This is a genomic window from Streptomyces sp. NPDC088350 (genome assembly GCF_044753545.1).
GTDB lineage: Bacteria > Actinomycetota > Actinomycetes > Streptomycetales > Streptomycetaceae > Streptomyces.
In genome coordinates this window covers 571,335-588,964 of record NZ_JBIVNL010000002.1, presented here as the reverse complement: position 1 = coordinate 588,964, position 17,630 = coordinate 571,335, and the positions used below count along the sequence as shown (strand labels likewise).

The window sequence follows — 17,630 nt, the reverse complement described above, 5'->3', positions numbered from 1 at the left end:
ATGGGTGGTCGGCAGGTCCTGGCGGCGCGGCGGCTGCTGACCGAGGCGCTGGACGGTGAACTGTCCGACCACGAGACGGTGACCGCGGCCCGTGCCGTCGTCGCCGAACTCGGCTCTCCCGAGCGCCTGTTGGAGCTGGTGGCCGAACTCGCGTCCGGCGAGGGCGATCCCGAGGGCTGCGCCCGGCTGTCGTACCGTCATGTCCTGGGTTTCGACAAGCTGTTGCTGATCGACGGCGGCCCGCGTCACATGCTGCGCGCCCATGTGTGGCATCCGGGCGCGAAGTCGGTCGGCGAGGAGGACATCCACAACCACCGTTCCCCGCTCGCCTCTTATGTGGTCCGGGGCCGGCTCGCCATGGAGTTGTACGAGGCAGGGGGCGACGGCGGGATCACGGCGGACCGGTACCAGGAGTCCCTGGCCGAGCGCAGCGCCGACTGGCGGTTGCGGCCGACGGGGCCCGCGCGGCTGCGGCTGACGCACGTGGGGCAGTACGCGGCGGGCAGCGCCTACGCCCTGCCCGCGCACACCCTGCACCGGGCCTGGTGCGACACGGACGTACCGACGGTGACGCTGTTCCTGGAGACGGGTGCCGGCCGGCGGCGCCACACCGATGTGTTCACGGCGGCGGGCCCGCATCCGGGAGCGGTGGCGAAGGTGCCGCTCGACGTACGGGACTATCTGGGCGCGCTGAACGGCCTGGCGGAGACGCTCAGAAGTTCGTGAGGGCCTGGCGTACGACGTCCAGGTTGTACGCGTCGATGTCGATGCCCGCGTCGGCCAGCTCGGACGGTGGCAGCCAGCGGTACGCCTGGTCGGGCTCGGGCAGGGTGACGTCCCGGGTCAGCGGCCTGACCAGGAAGTTGTCCTGCCAGTTCTTGATCTCGCGGCCCCGGTACTCACTCACGAAGGACGACTCGCCGATCTTGCGGACGATCTCGCCGAGGAGCCCGGTCTCTTCCTTCAGCTCCCGCAGCGCACCGTCCTCGGGCGACTCGTCCGGCTCCAGCTTCCCGCACGGAACGCCCCACACGCGCGGCAGGAACCTCTCGGTCGCGCTGCGCCGCACCAGGAGCACACGCCCGTCGTCGTCCATCACGACGGCAGCCGCCAGTCGCTTCTCGCCGGGGTCCATGGTCATGGTTCCTCGGTCCCTCGCCGGTGATGAGTCCAAAGGGTCTGATACCCAGGAAAGCATCCAACGTACCAAAGCATCCAACGTACCAAGGATCGGCCGCCCCGGCTGTGGAACCGGTCTCACCTCCGAACGCTCCGAGCCCTCCGAACCCTCCGGACGCCTCCGGAACGCGTCGGAAACATTGCGGCCGACACCACGGCAACCTCCCGCGCCCGAGTGGCGACTTGGGGACATGACCAACGCAAGACGCACCACGACGCACCGCCGCCGCTCCCGCCGCCGCATCGCCCGCAAGCCGCTCGCGGGCTCGCTCGCCGCCGCGGCCCTGCTGGGCGGCGCGTGGTACGCGACCGCGGCGACGAGCAGCGGCGGCGACTCGACCGCGGCGAAGACATCCACGTCCGCCTCGGCGTCCGCCGGCGCCTCCGCCTCCTCGGAGGCCGCCGCCGACGGCTCCACGTCCGCCTCCGGTACGGCGACCGCGTCCGCCTCGGCGAAGACCGCGCCCCAGGCCGTCGCGAAGACCTCGACGGCCGCCAAGGCCGCGACCGGCACGCTCTCCCCGACCAGCACCACGGTGACGCTCGCCGCCAAGTTCCCCTATCTGACGGCCGGTTACAACAACACCCGCGAGTGGACCCGGACGTCCACGGCCGTGGCCCCCAACGGCACCCTGCGCGTGGCCTGGCCCGCGGCCGACGGCGTCCATGTCACCCCGCTCACCGCCGCCGGAACCCGCTCGGGCGCCGACACGGTCGTCAAGGGTGCCAAGGAGGTCGGCGGTCTGGTCGCGCACAACGACGGGTTCGCGCTGCTCACCCGGGTGGCCGACACCAACAAGTGGAAGGAGACGGCCGCCGCGATCATCCGCTACACCAACGGCCATCAGACCTTCCGCACCAAGCTCACCGGCACCGCCTCGAACGACACCTCCCCCGGTCTCGACGGCCAACTCACCTGGAACGGCGCCAAGTACGGCGCGTACTTCGTCGTGCACGGCGCGGGCGGCTTCGCGGACGGCCACTTCGGCGACAAGTTGACGTACATCAGCGCCAAGGGCGCCAAGCTGAGCGGTGGTTGGAGCTGGGGCTGCAGCCACAACGAGGGCATCGCGCTGCACGCGGAGACGACCGGCGCGTTCACCTCGCTGTGCTTCGACGACTGGCGCTCGGGCCTGTTCGTCTCCACCGGGATCGGCGCCCCGGACGTCGCACCGGTCGTGCAGCGCGAGCAGTGCTGGGCGGGGTACTGCGGTGGTACCTTCCCCGGCCGCACCGGTGACCTGGTGAAGTCGGCGGGCGGACGGTACGCCACCGCCTTCGCCTCCCGCGGCGCCGCCTCGGCCAAGAAGAACCCCGCCGACTCCAGCGGACGCGGCTGGACGGTCACCCCGAGGACGAGCACGCACCAGGTCGCCGTCGCCTTCATGGCCAACCGCAACTCCGGCCCCGGCAAGGCGGTTTACCTCACGAGCGCGGCCGGCACCGAGAACGTCGACGTGCACATCGCGCCCTACGGCAAGGACCGCCTCCTGGTCTCCTGGGAGTCCCTGAAGGGTGCCAAGTGCGACGCCGGCACCTGCACCGGCACCTTCACGGGCACCCACCTGAGGCTCATCGACTGGAACGGCAAGTTCCAGAGTGCGGACAAGATCGTGAGCGCCCGGATCAGCGGCGACATGGCGGTCTCGAAGAACGGCACGCTGACCTGGGCGTACGCGCCGGTCACGCCGACTTACGCGAGCCCGCTCAACGGGGCGTCGCCGACCGCCACGAGCCTCCGGATCGCCCGGCTGACTCCGTGAACCGGTAGTCCATCCGCTTGCCGCCGGCCCAGCGAACGGAGACGCCGTGATCCCCGTCGACCTCCACGGACACCAGTTCCGCGAGGGGACGGGGGTCCGGCTCCGCCGTGAGCCGGGCGAGTACGACGAACAGGGTGGGCCCGTCCCCGACGACACCCTCACCGTCCAACAGACCGTGCAGGGAGAGGAGTTCGGCGGTGGTCGACTCCCCTGCCCGCCACCCCGTGACCCGAACCGGCGTACCGGCAGCCGCGCCCACCACCAGATGGGCCCGCACCTCCACCGCCCCCTGGGCCATCACCACACTGGTCACCCGGGCGCCGGAAGCCGCCGTGTGCCGGGAGGCCACCCAGCCGTCCCCGATCCCCACCGGCACGATGTCCGTACGGCTCGGATCGCCGCCGACGCTCACGCTGTTGTCGTACGACGCCGAGGGCACCGTAGCCGTGGAGTAGGCGAGGCGCGTGTAGTACGGGTCGTAGCGGACGTCCTCGCTGCCGTGGTTGTGGAGGCGGACCAGGCCGTCCGAACTGGTCGACTGCAGAAGCCAGTTGGCCGGGGTGACCGGCGTGACCGCGTCCGCTCGTTCCGCCGGGCCCGGTTCCTCCTGCGCCGTCCACACCTCGTGGTCCGGCGGGAGCAGCAGGCCCAGGAAACCCTTGGCGGCCCAGTACGGGGACGCGGGGCCCGAATAGCCTTGCAGGACAGCCTCGTCGGGGCCGTGCCAGCCGAGGGTCAGCAGGCCGTGGTCGTCGACCGCGCCCCGGTCGAGGAAATAGCGGAGCGCCCCGGAGGCCAGCCGTCGTGTCTCCCCCGGCGACAGCGGCGTACGGCCCGTCAGCGCGCCGAGCCACAGCGGGGCCGTCGTCGCGAACCGGTAGGTGAGGGAGCGGCCCTGGTGCATCGGGGCGCCGTCCGCGCCGAACAGGCGGGCGTAGTCGGCGAGATGGCGTTCCAGGCGGGCGCCGTAGCGGGCGAGGAGCCGGGGGTCGTCGGCGAGCCAGGCGTGCAGGACCGGGTAGAGGTGCATCGCCCAGCCGTTGTAGTAGTCGAACTTGCGGCCGTCGCCGTCGGTGTACCAGCCGTCGCCGACGTACCAGTCCTCGATGCGCGACAGGCCCCGGTCGACGGCCTTGCGGGAGGCGTCGGGCTCGTGGCCGATCTCCTGGAGGAAGCCGCCCACGGTGACCGGGAACAACTCCCAGTTGCAGGGCCAGGGTTCGGCGGTGAGGGCGTCGGCGAGCCAGGCCGCCGCGCGTTGCCGTACGGGCTCGTCGAGGCGGTCCCAGAGCAGGGGGCGGGTCAGGCGCAGGGCGAGGGCGATCGAGGCCGCCTCGACGAGGGGCTGACCGCGGTCCTCGATGCGGGGCCAGGCGCCCGCGACGCCCGCGGCGAGTCCGTCGGCGTAGCGCTCCAGCGCGGTCTCGTCGCGGCGGAAGGCGGCCAGCAGCAGGGTGCGGGCGTAGCCCTCCAGGCCGTCGGAGAGCCTGCCGGACCAGCTGGTGTGCGTGCCGGGGAGGTGGTAGAGCGCGCGGTCCCCGGTCGCGTACGGCTCGACCGCCGCGAGGAGGGTGTCGGCGGCCGTCTCCCAGTGGGCGCGGGTGTAACCGGTGCGGGGGCTCAACGCGCGGTCGTCGGCGGGCAGTTGCATCGGCTCACTCTCACGGGCGGCGGGTGGAGCCTGGGGCGCCCCGGTTCCGGTCGGGACGCCCCAGGGGTCTTTCGGGTCTCATTCCACCCGTACCCGGTCCTCCGGCACCAGATGCCGGGCGACGAGTGCGTCGCGGACCAGGCCCGCGTACACCGTGGCACCGTGCGCGGAAGTGTGCGTGTTGTCCTTCTTCTCGTTGTACAGATAGATCGCCTTGGAGCCTTCCACCCCGAGCGACTCCACCAGCGCCTTGGTCTGCGCCGTGAGATCGATCAGCGTTACCCCCTCGGCGGCGGCGACCGAGCGGACGACTCCTGGCAGATCCACGCCGAGTCCGTTCACCAGCAGCGCGGTGTTGTTGTTCAGTGTGCCGTCGGCATTGAACCAGCGTCGGACGATCGGTGTCACGAGGACGGGACGACCGCCCTTCTCACGGATACCCGCCACGAGGGTTTCCAGGTTCGCGCGATAGGTCGCCTCGTCGGTCGTCTTGTCGTTGTGGGCGAGTTGGACGAGGACGAGGTCGCCGGGGTGGATCAGTGGCTGAACGGTCCCCCAGAGCAGGGGATTCTGCAGGTAGGTGACCGTACTCTCCCCGGAATCGGCGTAGTTGGCGACGGACACGCCCTTGCGCAGGAACTGCGGGAGCTGTTGGCCCCAGCCGGAGTACGGGTCGCCCGGTTGGTCGCAGACCGTGGAGTCGCCGATCAGGATGATCTGGTGGGGATGCCGGGCCGGCGTGACCCTGATGCCGGCGAGCGCGGGGGCCGTGCCGCCGAGGGTGAGGTCGAGGCCGGGGGTGCCGTCGGGGCCGGTGGGTTCGCCCTCGGGGGTGCGGACGTTGACGGTGAAGCTGCGGATCACGGTCTGCCCGGCGGCGGTGGCCGTCTCGGGGAGCAGGGAGCGCCGGGTCTCGCCGGTGACGGCGGTGCTCGCGGCCGACTCGCCGCCGAGGCGGACGGTCACGTCGTAGGTGCCGGGCGGGACGTCGAAGTGGCAGGCGGTCGCGGTGCAGTTCTCGATGCCGAGCGGGGGTGTGCGGTCGTGGGCCTGTGCGGGTGCGGCCGACAGGGCGGTGCTCAGTGTCACCGCGGCCAGCAGGGCGATGTTGAAACGTCTCATTCGCGGCTCCTCCGTCCGACGACAAGGCCTGGCGGTGGACCGTACCGCTATGGACAAGCGCTTTCTAGACCTGCGTCAGATTTCACGTCATCGCCAACTCCGTGGCTGCGAAAGCCCTTTCGCGAAATCGATTCAACTGTCACCCTCCAAAGCACCCGCACCCCCACCTCCCGAAGGAGGCACCCCCATGTCCGGTTCCATGAACAGACCGGTCCGCCGCCGCACCTTCGTCCTCGGCACGGCGGCCGTAGCCGGTACGGCGGCGCTCGCGGAGACAGCCTCGGCCGCGAGTTTCGGTTACACCGACGACGGCTCGAACTACGTCGTCGACACCGGCGCGAGCCTCGTCTTCAAGGTCAGCAAGACGAACGGCGACCTGACCTCGCTGGCCTACAAGGGCACCGAGTACCAGGGCTACGGCGGCAAGAACTCGCACGTCGAGTCAGGACTCGGCACCTCCACCGTGACGATCGCGCAGTCCGGTACGACGATCCTGGTCTCCGTCGCGTACGGCACCCTGAAGCACTACTACGCGGCCCGCAGCGGCGAGAACAACGTCTACCTGTGGACCAACAAGGCCGACGACTCCGTCAGCGCGACCCGCTACATCGTGCGCGTCAAGGCCGGTCTGTTCCTCAACGACGAGCCGGATTCCTACACTTACGCGCCGACGACCATCGAGTCCGCCGACGTCTTCGAGAAGTCGGACGGCCAGACCCGCTCCAAGCACTACTCGAAGAACCGGGTCGTCGACTACGACTACGTCGGCTGGACCACCGGCAGCGTCGGCCTGTGGGTCGTGCGCAGCAACCACGAGAAGGCGTCCGGCGGCCCGTTCTACCGCTCCCTGCTGCGCCACCAGAGCGCGGACGGCGGCGGGTTGTACGAGATCCTGTACTACGGCGAGAACCAGACGGAGGCCCAACGCTTCGGTCTCCAGGGCCCGTACGTCCTCGCGCTCACCGACGGCGGCGCGCCCTCCTCCTCGCTCTACCACGCCAACCTCACCACCGCGTGGGCCGATTCGCTCGGTATCTCGGGCTATACGGCGGCGAGTTCGCGGGGCCGGGTCGCCGGCGTCGGGATCACTGGGCGCGACACGGCCTACGCGTACACGGTCGGGCTCGCCAACTCGGCCGCGCAGTACTGGGGTTCGGCGCGGGCCTCGGACGGGTACTTCTCTATCACCGGGATCCTGCCGGGGACGTACACACTGACCGTCTTCAAGGGCGAACTCGCCGTCTACACCGGGTCGGTGGCGGTCGCCGCGGGCGGCACGACGACGCTGAACAGCATCGCGATCCCCTCCTCGAACGACCCGTCCAACGCGAGCGCGATCTGGCGGATCGGCGACTGGGACGGCACACCGGGCGGGTTCAAGAACGCGGACCTGATGACGTACGCGCATCCGTCGGACGTACGGGCCGCGTCCTGGACCGGCAACGTCGTCGTCGGCAGCGGGACGGAGACCTCGGCGTTCCCCTGCTATCTGTGGAAGGACGTCAACAGCGGCATCATCGTGTACTTCAAGCTGACGGCGGCTCAGCTCGCCGCCGCGCACACCCTGCGCATCGGGGTGACGACGGCCTACGCGAACGGCCGGCCGCAGGTCGTCGTCAACGACACCTGGACCTCGGCCGTTCCCTCGCCGCCCACCCAGCCGAGCACCCGGTCGCTGACCGTGGGCTCGTACCGGGGCAACAACAACACGTTCACCTACAGCGTGCCCGCGTCCGCCTGGCTGACGGACGCGAGCGCGTACAACACGCTGAAGATCTATGTGGCGAGCGGCTCGGGGACGACGTCCTTCCTGAGCGCGGGCACGGCGATCGACGCGATCGATCTCCTGACGTGACGTCAGGTCCCGCGCGTCCACTGCTGGTTGGTGCCTCCGTTGCAGGTGTACGTGATGATCGCGGCGGAGTTGGCGGTGGACGCGCCGGACACGTCGAGGCACTCGCCGCTCGTCCTGGCCTTGACGAGGACGTAACTGCCGGACGTGGTCAGGCTCCACTGCTGGGCGGTGGCGCCGGTGCAGTCCTCCTGGGTGACGTTGGTGGAGTTCTCCTGGAGGCACAACGAGCTGCCCCGGCCCATGAGTTCGTAGTAGCCGGTGCCGAGGTCCTTGAACCACCACTTCTGGTTGGTGCCGCTGTTGCAGGTGTACTGGCTGATCGCGATGCCCTGCCACAGCGACTGGTTGGGTACGTCCGCGCACTTGGCGCTGTTCCTGGCGACGAGCGTGTTGTACGTCGCGCTCGTCCCGGTGATGGTGCCGGCGGCCGTGTCGATCGACACCTCCGGGTACCAGGACGCCATGGACATCGAGGTGGTGGTCGGGAAGGTCAACGGCAGCCAGACGTAACGGGAGTCGTTGACGGTGCCGCCGAAGGAGTTGCCCCAGCGGTCGCCCATGTAGAGGTACGAGGTGCCCGAAGTCCCCGTGACCGGGAGGACGTACGCGGTCTGCGAGTTGTACGTGGTCGAGTCGCCGACGTTGGTGAAGGCCGTCCACGGGCCGGTGACGCTGGTGGCGGTGGCGTACTGCTGCTGGTTGGCGCTCCAGCCGGTGGCGCCCGAAGTCAGCATGAAGTAGACGCCGTTGCGCTTGAACAGGGCCGGCGCCTCGCGGTGTCCGCCCACCCACGGGTTGGCGACCAGGCTGTCGATGCCGGTGTAGTCGGCGGTGAGCTTGTAGATGTGCAGGTCGTAGTTCTCGTTGGCGGCGGACACCATGTAGGCGGTGCCGTCGGTGTCGACGAAGGTGGTGATGTCCCGGGACATGTTGTCGCCGAGCGGCTGGAAACTGCCCTGGTAGGTGTAACTGCCGTCCACGGTCGAGGAGACGGCGACGGCGGCCTTGGCCTCGCTGTAGTCGACGCCGTTCTCCTTGTGCATCCACATCACGAACTGCCCGGTGGACGCGTTGTAGATGACCTTCGGCCGCTCGATGTAGGCGGTGCCCAGCTCGGAGGCGCTGGACTGGGTCAGGACGTGGTTGCGGAACTCCCAGTTCTTCAGGTCGGTGGAGCGGTAGGCGTCCACGTACTTGAAGGTGTTGTCGGAGTTGCGGTCCTCGCCGAACCAGTAGTAGTAGCTGCCGACCTTGATCACCCCGCCGCCGTGCGCGTGCACGGCGTTGCCCGAAGTGTCCGTGAACTGCGTGCCGTTGGTGATGGTCTGCGCCGCCGCCTGGGCCGGTCCCGCGGTCACCAGTGCCGCGGCGAGCACACAGCACAGGGTGACGAGGATTGCGTACACACGTCTCATCTGACGCCTCTCGGAGGGGGGAGAGCGAGAAACAGTGGGTCGTTCGGGATTTCGTACGGCATCTGTCATCACGAACGCCGAAAAGGTAAGGGTGTGTTACGGGAAGGTCAACGGGTCGCGCGCGACAAAGATGGACGCGAGATTTCTGTTATCGCCGCCGACGACGCGCGTCTCCAGTGACGTGCGCAGCCATACCCACAAGACAGCAGCCGCCGTAGGCGCCCTCGCGACCGTCGCCTTCCTGGTCACGGCGCCTCCCGCCTCCGCCGCCGGTACCCGTGACGCGACCGCCGACGTCCTCGCGAACCGGGACGTCACGCTCACCGGCGACACGGTGGTCACCGTGCCGTCCGGGACGACGACGTACGACGGGGTGTTCCGCGGCGAGGGCACGCTGACCGTGCGCGGCGGCGGCACGCTGATCCTCACCAAGGACAGCGACTTCACGCTCCCGGCGGCCCGGCAGCGGCAGAAGGTGACCACTCAGGGCGGCAACCACCCGTACACCACCGTCAGCGACCCGGACCCGCCCGCGATCACGGTCGACCGCGGCGCGACTCTCCAGTACGGCACGGGTGGTGGCACCGGCCTCATCGGCCACTTTCCCTACGCCACACCCGGCTACCAGCTCAACGAGTTGAACGTCCGCGTCGACGGCACCCTGCGCCTCTCCCTGACCCGCACCTTCAACATCGGCACCATCAGCGGCTCGGGCCTGGTCACCCAGCCCCGGAACATGTGGGGCACCCTCGACCTGGCCGGAACCCACCCTTTTTCAGGGGTCATCGACAACGGCACCGGCATGGCAGTCGGCCGCCCCGAATACCCGGTGGCGCTGCCCAACGCCCGCGCGATCCTCAACCAGGGCTCCTGGATCATCGACACCCCGCTGTACCAGACGATCACCCTGCGCCAGGACTTCTACCAGCGCGCGTACGGCAGCGACGTCAACGTCCACTCCCGGCCGGGCAGCAAGGTCGTCCTCACGGGCCAGTACAGCTACAGCGACCAGGGCGGGGACACCGACCCGTCGCTCAGCGACCCCGGCCTCAACTGGCGTGCGATCCCCCACCAGTTGAACAAGCGCGGCACCAACATCGAGGGCGCGGACGTCCAGTGGGGCGACGGCACCACCCACCGCATCTTCATGCCGGGCACCAAGGACACCGTCTACATCAACCTCCATGTGGCGAGCGGTGTCCGGTCCAGGCTGACCTTCGACTACGACGGTCCGGTCACCCTGGGCGCGCCGATCGGCGGCGGCCGGTACCACGACACGCTGGCCGCGCCCGGTGCCGGGGACATCGTCGTCGCGGGGACGCGCGGCAACGACGTGACCTTCGCGGCGCCGCAGTACTACGACGGGTCGACGACCGTGGAGAAGGGGGCGGTGCTGCGACTGGGGTCCGGGCAGCCGGGCGGCGACGGCGGGCTGCTGACCGGCACGGAGGGGCGGCGGATCGTCGACGACGGGACCCTTGTGCTGCGAAATGTGACACTCGGCGTCCAACTGTCACATCTCGGGGGCCAGGGGTCCCTCGTCCAGTCCGGCGCCGCGACGACGACACTGACGGGCACCGCGGTCACGTACACGGGGACGACGACGGTCTCGAAGGGCACGCTGGCGCTCCGGTCGGGGGCGACTCTCGTCCACAGCAGGGCGATCCGGCTCACTTCGGCGGGTGCGCGGCTGGACGCGGGGACGACGGGCCTGCGTGTGGCGACCGACCTAACCGGTGTGGGCACGGTGAAGGGTTCGGTGACGAACGACAGCGTGGTGACGACCGGTCTCACCGTGACCGGGAACTACACGCAGAGCGCGAAGGGCGGGCTGGTCCTGGGCGCCAAGCCGTTGAAGGTGGCGGGCAAGGTCGGCCTGGCGGGCGACCTTGACCTCTCGGCCGCCGGGGCGCACCCGGCGCGGACCGTCACGATCCTCGACCACACGGGGCAGGACTCAACGACGGGCGCGTTCAAGGGACTTCGCGAGGGCGCCAAGCTCAGGCTCTCCGACACGACGTACCGCATCAGCTACCGGGGCGGCGACGGCAACGACGTCGTCCTGACCGCCGTCACCGCGAGCGGCCACTCCCCCACCGCCCACCCGAAGTCGCCGGCGGGCACGACGGTCACCGAGGCCCGCACGGCGAACACCGCCCGCAGCGACGGTTTCGGCTGGTGGCCCTACGCGCTCGGACTCGGCCTCCTGGGCGGCCTGCTGGTCCCGGCGAGCAAGCGCACGCGGGGCGGCGGCAGGCGCGGGGGCGGGAGGCACGCGGCGTAATGCGGCCACATCGACTAGCGTCATCGCATGACCAGCACCAACCTCGCCGACGCCCTCGCCACCGGCACACTCGTCCTCGACGGCGGCCTGTCCAACCAGCTCGGGGCGGCCGGGCACGACCTGAGCGACGAGCTGTGGTCGGCACGGCTGCTCGCGGACCGGCCCGAGGCGATCACCGAGGCGCACCTCGCGTACTTCGAGGCGGGCGCCAATATCGCGATCACCTCCAGCTACCAGGCCACCTTCGAGGGCTTCGCGAAGCGCGGCATCAGCCGTGAGCGGGGGGCCGAACTGCTCACCCTGAGCGTCGAGTTGGCGCGTGAGGCGGCCCGGCAGGCCCTCGCCGAGGGGGTCACGGGCCCGCTGTGGGTGGCCGCGTCGGTCGGACCGTACGGGGCGATGCTCGCGGACGGTTCCGAGTACCGGGGGCGGTACGGCCTGACGGTCGGGGAACTGGAACGCTTCCACCGGCCCCGCGTCGAGGTGCTGGCCGCCGCCCGGCCCGACGTCCTGGCCCTGGAGACGGTTCCCGACTCCGACGAGGCGGACGCGCTGCTGCGGGCGGTGCGCGGTCTCGGCGTGCCCGCCTGGCTGTCGTACTCGATCGCCGGCGACCGCACCCGCGCCGGGCAGCCGCTGGAGGAGGCGTTCGCCCTGGCCGCCGACGCGGACGAGATCATCGCGGTCGGCGTCAACTGCTGCGCGCCCGAGGACGTCGACGCCGCCGTCGGGACCGCGGCCCGCGTCACCGGCAAGCCGGTCGTCGTCTACCCCAACAGCGGCGAGACCTGGGACGCCGGAGCCCGCGCCTGGACGGGCCGTTCCACCTTCACCGCCGAGCAGGTCGAGGGCTGGCGGGCCTCCGGCGCACGGCTGATCGGCGGCTGCTGCCGGGTGGGGCCGGAGGCGATCGCGTCGATCACGCGGACGCTGACGGCGACCTCCTGACCCGGCCCTGCCCCCGGCCACCGCTCACGGCACCGGCGTCAGGATGGAGCCACAGCCGCGATCGAGTCCCGCACCACCACGTGCGTACCCAGCAGCAGATGCTCGTCCGGGGACTCCGGTGTGCGGCCCAGCGCGGTGCGTACGGCGAGGCGGCCCAGCTCCTCGTAGGGGACGTGGACCGTGGTCAGGGCGGGGTACAGGTCGCGGGCGAACGGGATGTCGTCGTAACCGCCGAGCGAGACGTCGCCGGGGACGTCCAGACCCGCCTCGTGCAGCGCGGTGAGCGCGCCCGCCGCGACCATGTCGGTGGCGGCGACCACGGCCGTGAACTCCAGTCTCCGGCTCAGGGCGAGGCGCATCAGCCGGTGGCCGGAGTCGCGGGTGAAGTCGCCGTGGAGCAGGAGTTCCGGGTCGGGTTCGAGACCCCGGGCGCGGTGCGCGGCGAGGTAACCGCGTTCACGGCCCTGCGCGGTCCCGTGGTCCGGCCTGCCGCCGAGGAACAGGACGCGCCGGTGACCCTGGGCCAGGACGTGCGCGACGAGGGCGTAGGCGCCGCCCTCGTTGTCGTACTCGATGACCGTGACCGGTGCGCCCGGGCCGAGCGGCGGGCGCCCGCAGAGCACGAGCCGCGAGCCGGCCGCCGCCAGTGAGTCGGCGATACGGCGGGTGCGGTCGCGGTATTCGGGGGTGTCGGCGGTGCCGCCGACCAGGATCACGGCGGCGGTGCGCTGGGCGCGCATGGTCTCGATGAAGTCGAGTTCGCGCTGGACGTCGCCCTCCGTGCTGCACACCAGGCAGAGATGGCCGAGCCGGGTCGCCTCGCGCTCCACGCCGTGCGCCATCAGCGCGAACGACGGTCCCGTGATGTCCTCCAGGACGAAGGCGAGGGTCGGCGTCCCGACGCCCGCCACGGCCTTGGCGCGCGCGTCGGCCACGTAGTCCAGTTCGCGTACGGCCCGCAGCACGCGCGTGCGGGTCGCCGTGCTCACCGGGTACTCCCCGCCGAGCACCCGCGACACCGTGGACGCGGACACCCCGGCACGGGCCGCCACGTCCCGGATGGTGCTCCCGTTCGCGTCCTGGCTCTTCCTGGTCATGTACCGCCCCGCCCCTCCCCGGCCTGTGGCAACACTCCAGCAACCGGTTCCCTGCGCGGAGACTAGCAGCGGGTGAGGGCGGGGAGGAGGGGCACGCATCGGCCAATTCGCCTACGTCAGCGGGGAGATGGGCGATCTCCGCCGTCGGGCAACCGGTTTCTGTCCCGTACCCGTACTCTCACGACGACCGCCGCGCATCCCCCGTCCGCCGCAACCGCCGTACGACCGACCGCAGTTCGGTGGTGTTCCGCGCGGGCGGGCCCTCGGTCGGCGCCGTCGCCGCTTCCCTGGCTTCCCTGGCCTCGGTGTCCGCCGCCCACAGGGCGAACTCGGGGTCGCGCGGCCCGTTCGCGACGTAGGGCGCGCCCTCTCCGAAGATCCGCACCGGGTGCGAGTCGTCCCAGGCCCGCCAGCCCGGGTCGCCGTCCACGGCGAACCGCACCCAGGCCCCGTGCATGGCGTCGGCGAGTTCCTGGGGTGCGCCCTCGCCCGCGAGCTTGGCGGCCTCGGGGACGTCGCCCGTGTCGAAGACGAAGCCGAGTTCCAGGGCGTGGCAGGAGCCGAGACCGGGGAGGTTGGAGGGCCAGGCGAACTCGTAGAGGTAGGAGCTGCCGGGGCGGGCGTCGGCGAGGCGATGCAGCGGGTAGCGCAGCAGGTGGTCGGTGACCAGCTGGCCGACGGTCTCGGCGGTGCCTGCGCCGGGGTGCAGGGCGCGGTAGCCGCGCGGGACCTCGACTCCGCAGTGGCAGCGGGCCATCGCGCCGGCCAGGGCGACCGCGCCGAGCCGGTCGACACGCTCGTGCAGGCCGCCGGGGACCAGCCACAGCCGGTACTCGTCGCGGGTCCAGCCCAGCAACAGGTCTACGTCCCGGGCCACTTGACCGTCGACGAGTGCCTCCAGCGGGTCGCGGGGCACCAGTTCGCCGTCGATGACGATCCCGAACGAGGGGCCGCCGAGCACGGGGCTGCTGAGTCGGCCCACGTCGGCCTGGGTGCGCAGCAGCAGTTCGCGGTCGACGGCGGCGAAGGCCTCGGCGGTGGCGGGGATCTTCAGCCGGGTCGCCATCCGGCGCACCATCCGCCGTACCTTGTCCCGGTCGAACGCCTCCGGTGGTCCGCTCTGCAGTACGGCCCGGCGCACCAGCCCCTGGGCCTGCGGGGCGGCGAGCAGCGCGCCGCTGCTGATCGCGCCGGCGGACTGGCCGAAGAGGGTGATCCGATCGGGGTCGCCGCCGAACTCCGCGATCGACTCGTGCACCCAGCGCAGCGCGGCGAGCTGGTCGCGCAGGCCGGGGTTGGCGGGGGCGTCCGGGAAGAGGCCGTAACCCTCCACGCCCAGGCGGTAGTTGACCGAGACGAAGACGACGCCGTCACGGGCGAAGGCGTGTCCGTCGTAGACGGGGACGGCCGACGAGCCCCGGGTGAGCGCGCCGCCGTGCAGCCAGACCAGCACAGGGAGCCGGGCGCCCGGACCGGGCTCGGGGGTCCACACGTTGAGGTTGAGGCAGTCGTCGCCGGGCACGACGGGGTCGGAGAGCAGTCTGGCGAAGGCCTCGGAGTACGGCGGTTTCGGCGCGGTCGGGCCGAAGGCGAGCGCGTCGCGCACTCCGGTCCAGGGCTCGGGCGGGACGGGCGGGCGGAACCGGTGGGCGCCGAACGGGGGCGCCGCGTAGGGGATGCCCCGGAAGACGGCGATCCCGTCCTCGTACCGGCCGCGTACCGCCCCGTACGGGGTGCCCACCACCGGGTTCGTCTGCTCTGCCGTCATCTGCCCACCAGCTCCTCACCGCGCTCGTGAACCATGCTCATCAGAGCATCACATCGCGGCCGGCTATTCCGGCGGACTAACGCGGCTGGACGGGTCACGCGAGCTTTCCGATCGCCGTGCCCGCTCTCACCGATTGACCCCCGCTCCCGAGCAGATCTACGGTAGAAGACGTTTTCAGAAAACGTTTCCCACCTCATGCCCATGTCGTCCTCACGCCGCACTACTGGAGGGTCATGCCCAGCGCCCAGCCGCCGAGGGCCGTGTTCGCCATGGATCCGGTGCACCTGCCCCTGCTCTTCCCCCCGCCCCTGATGGCACGGCTCCGGCAGACCGCCGAGATCGACCCGGGGCTCGTCGTACGGGACTTCGCCGACCCCGGGGCCGCCGGGGCGCTGGCCGGGGCCGAGGTCCTGATCACCGGCTGGGGCTGCCCGCACCTGGACGCCGGCGCCCTGGCGGCGGCACCCCGGCTGCGCACCGTGCTGCACGCGGCGGGCTCGGTCCGTTCGCTGGTCGGCGCCGCTCTGTGGGAACGCGGGGTAACCGTCTCCAGCGCGGTCACCGGCAACGCGCTGCCGGTCGCCGAGTACACCCTCGCGATGATCCTGCTCGCCGGGAAGGACACCTTCGCCCAGCGGGAACGCTTCCGGCACGCGCACGCGTACCCGACGCCCGCCGAGACCGCGCCGATCGGCAACCTCGGCCGCCGCGTCGGCGTCATCGGCGCCTCCCGGGTGGGCCGCCGCCTGCTGGAACTCCTGCGGCCGTTCGACTTCGAGGTCCTGCTGCACGACCCCTACGTCAGCGTCACCGAGGCCGTCACGCTGGGTGCCGAACTCCTGCCGCTGGACGACCTGTTGAGCCGCAGCGACATCGTGAGTCTGCACGCCCCCGACATCCCCGGGACGCAGCGCATGCTGGACCGCGGGCGGCTCGCCCTCGTCCGGGACGGCGGGGTGCTGATCAACACCTCGCGCGGTGCGCTGATCGACCACGACGCCCTCACCGACGAGCTGCTGTCCGGCCGGCTGACCGCGATCCTGGACGTCACCGAACCCGAGCCGCTGCCTCCCTCGTCCCCCCTGTACAAGCTGCCGAACGTCTTCCTCACCCCGCACATCGCGGGCTCCCTCGGCAACGAGCTGGCGCGGCTCGGCGGCATCGTCGTCGACGAGCTGGAGCGCCTGGCCGCGGGCCTACCGCCGGCCCACGAGGTACGGCACGCGGACCTGGCCCGTGTCGCCTGACCGGCGCCGTCCACAGGCCGTCCTGCCCGGGACGACCATGGGATACGGTTTCCGGACCGGCGCCGGAGCAGGCGCTCGCGCGCCCGGCAGGAACGCGGTCACGGTGAAGGAGTCGCTACGGTGAGTCAGCGCAGGGCGTCGGGCGACGCCGGCCGGGCGACGATCCGGGACGTGGCGGAGCGCGCCGGGGTCTCCGTGGCGAGCGTCTCGCGCGTGCTGTCCGGCAACTACCCGGTGTCGGAGGAGCTGCGCCGCCGGGTGATGAAGGTGGTCGGCGACCTGGACTACGTCACCAACGCGCACGCCCGCTCCCTGGCCGGCGGCGGCACCCCGACCGTGGCCATCCTCATCAACAACATCACCGGCGCGGCGTTCGCCCACGTGGCCAAGGGAGTTGAGGGCGCGGCCACCCTGCGCGGCTGGCTCTCCCTGGTCGGCACCACCGGCGACGACCCGGAGCGCGAGCTGGCGCTGGTCAACCTCATGCGCCAACAGGGCGTCGCCGCCGTGGTGTTGCTCGGCGGCGCGTACGACGTCGACGAGTACCAGCTGCGCATGGCCCGTTTCGCCCGCTCCCTGAACGCGGCCGGCTCGCACCTCGTCCTCGTCGGCCGCCCGCCGCTGGAGGGCGACGTCCCGGCGACGACGGTCGACTACGACAACGAGGGCGGCGCCTACGCCATGGCCAGCCACCTCCTCTCGGCCGGCCACCGCCGCGTCCTGGTCCTGCCCGGACACGCCGAACTCACCACGGCCCAGGGCAGGTTGAGGGGTGGGCAACGGGCCTTCGAGGCGTACGGCGTGCCGTTCGACCCGGGGATGGTGCGGCACGGTCCGTACGACTACGAGCACGGCTACGAGGCGGTCGAGGGCACCCTGAAGGAGGGCGTGGACTTCACCGCGGTACTCGCGGGGACCGACGTGGTCGCCGCGGGCGCCATGCAGGCACTGCGCGCGGCGGGCCTACGGGTGCCCGAGGACGTGTCGATCGTCGGCTACGACGACATCCCGCTGGCCTCCCAGCTCACCCCCCAACTGACCACCGTGCACGTCCCGTACGAGGAGATGGGCCGGGTCGCGCTGCGCGCGGTCGCGGACCGGCGCGAGGGCGGCGGCGCGGGCCGGCGCCGGGGAAGCGACGGCGACCACCTGGTCCTGGGCACGCATGTCGTCGTACGGAACTCGGTACGGCCGCCTGCCCGGCGGGACTAGCGCAGCACTCCTGCGGCGCTGGCACGGCACACGGAACCAGGGCGTTACGTAACCGGTTTCTCCACTAATCCCCTGGCCGGAACAGGTCT

The 17,630-nt window shown here is 71.3% G+C and carries 13 protein-coding genes; 7 read left to right on the top strand and 6 right to left on the bottom strand.

Going from position 1 to position 17,630, the window contains the following annotated elements; translation table 11 throughout:
- Positions 1–726 (top strand): hypothetical protein, encoded by a 726-nt coding sequence (locus tag ACIQBL_RS07795; RefSeq protein ID WP_401938040.1) that lies wholly within the window; start codon positions 1–3, stop codon positions 724–726.
- Here the strand turns inward: ACIQBL_RS07795 and ACIQBL_RS07790 are convergent.
- The gene (locus ACIQBL_RS07790; protein WP_401938924.1) at positions 713–1,135 is read right to left on the bottom strand and encodes an NUDIX hydrolase; all 423 of its coding nucleotides are present in this window, start codon (positions 1,133–1,135) and stop codon (positions 713–715) included. The two genes, ACIQBL_RS07795 and ACIQBL_RS07790, sit on opposite strands and share 14 nt — an antisense overlap.
- A gap of 235 nt (positions 1,136–1,370) precedes the next feature.
- Between ACIQBL_RS07790 and ACIQBL_RS07785 the strand changes: the two genes are divergently transcribed.
- Positions 1,371–2,942, top strand: coding sequence for a hypothetical protein (locus ACIQBL_RS07785; RefSeq protein ID WP_401938037.1), 1,572 nt, complete (start codon positions 1,371–1,373; stop codon positions 2,940–2,942).
- Here ACIQBL_RS07785 and ACIQBL_RS07780 read toward each other — a convergent pair.
- Together ACIQBL_RS07780 and ACIQBL_RS07775 are read right to left on the bottom strand one after the other, a co-directional pair.
- Complete coding sequence (locus tag ACIQBL_RS07780) at positions 2,887–4,593, bottom strand: DUF2264 domain-containing protein (protein ID WP_401938035.1); 1,707 nt, start codon at positions 4,591–4,593, stop codon at positions 2,887–2,889. The two genes, ACIQBL_RS07785 and ACIQBL_RS07780, sit on opposite strands and share 56 nt — an antisense overlap.
- 78 nt (positions 4,594–4,671) lie before the next feature.
- Positions 4,672–5,715 (bottom strand): rhamnogalacturonan acetylesterase, encoded by a 1,044-nt coding sequence (locus tag ACIQBL_RS07775; protein WP_401938034.1) that lies wholly within the window; start codon positions 5,713–5,715, stop codon positions 4,672–4,674.
- A gap of 187 nt (positions 5,716–5,902) precedes the next feature.
- On the opposite strand from ACIQBL_RS07775, the gene ACIQBL_RS07770 reads away from it, so the two are divergent.
- Positions 5,903–7,570: a rhamnogalacturonan lyase B N-terminal domain-containing protein gene (locus tag ACIQBL_RS07770; RefSeq protein WP_401938031.1), complete on the top strand. Its 1,668-nt coding sequence runs from the start codon at positions 5,903–5,905 to the stop codon at positions 7,568–7,570.
- A 2-nt stretch (positions 7,571–7,572) separates the two neighbouring features.
- Here ACIQBL_RS07770 and ACIQBL_RS07765 read toward each other — a convergent pair whose 3' ends face one another.
- A complete protein-coding gene (locus tag ACIQBL_RS07765; protein ID WP_401938029.1) occupies positions 7,573–8,985 on the bottom strand; it encodes an RICIN domain-containing protein in 1,413 nt (470 codons plus the stop codon).
- 181 nt (positions 8,986–9,166) lie between these two features.
- Between ACIQBL_RS07765 and ACIQBL_RS07760 the strand changes: the two genes are divergently transcribed.
- On the top strand, positions 9,167–11,269 hold the full coding sequence (locus ACIQBL_RS07760; RefSeq protein WP_401938026.1) for an autotransporter: 2,103 nt from the start codon (positions 9,167–9,169) through the stop codon (positions 11,267–11,269).
- Between the two features lie 27 nt (positions 11,270–11,296).
- Positions 11,297–12,217, top strand: coding sequence for a homocysteine S-methyltransferase (gene mmuM / locus ACIQBL_RS07755; protein ID WP_401938025.1), 921 nt, complete (start codon positions 11,297–11,299; stop codon positions 12,215–12,217).
- A gap of 38 nt (positions 12,218–12,255) precedes the next feature.
- Here the strand turns inward: mmuM and ACIQBL_RS07750 are convergent, their stop codons facing one another.
- Both ACIQBL_RS07750 and ACIQBL_RS07745 read right to left on the bottom strand, forming a co-directional pair.
- A complete protein-coding gene (locus tag ACIQBL_RS07750) occupies positions 12,256–13,314 on the bottom strand; it encodes a LacI family DNA-binding transcriptional regulator (protein WP_401938022.1) in 1,059 nt (352 codons plus the stop codon).
- A gap of 178 nt (positions 13,315–13,492) precedes the next feature.
- Positions 13,493–15,082, bottom strand: a complete 1,590-nt coding sequence (locus ACIQBL_RS07745) for a carboxylesterase/lipase family protein (protein WP_401938019.1) — start codon at positions 15,080–15,082, stop codon at positions 13,493–13,495.
- Between the two features lie 233 nt (positions 15,083–15,315).
- On the opposite strand from ACIQBL_RS07745, the gene ACIQBL_RS07740 reads away from it, so the two are divergent.
- Both ACIQBL_RS07740 and ACIQBL_RS07735 read left to right on the top strand, forming a co-directional pair.
- Complete coding sequence (locus ACIQBL_RS07740) at positions 15,316–16,329, top strand: hydroxyacid dehydrogenase (RefSeq protein WP_401938018.1); 1,014 nt, start codon at positions 15,316–15,318, stop codon at positions 16,327–16,329.
- A 120-nt stretch (positions 16,330–16,449) separates the two neighbouring features.
- The gene (locus tag ACIQBL_RS07735; protein ID WP_401938015.1) at positions 16,450–17,541 is read left to right on the top strand and encodes a LacI family DNA-binding transcriptional regulator; all 1,092 of its coding nucleotides are present in this window, start codon (positions 16,450–16,452) and stop codon (positions 17,539–17,541) included.
- Positions 17,542–17,630: the final 89 nt, after the last annotated feature.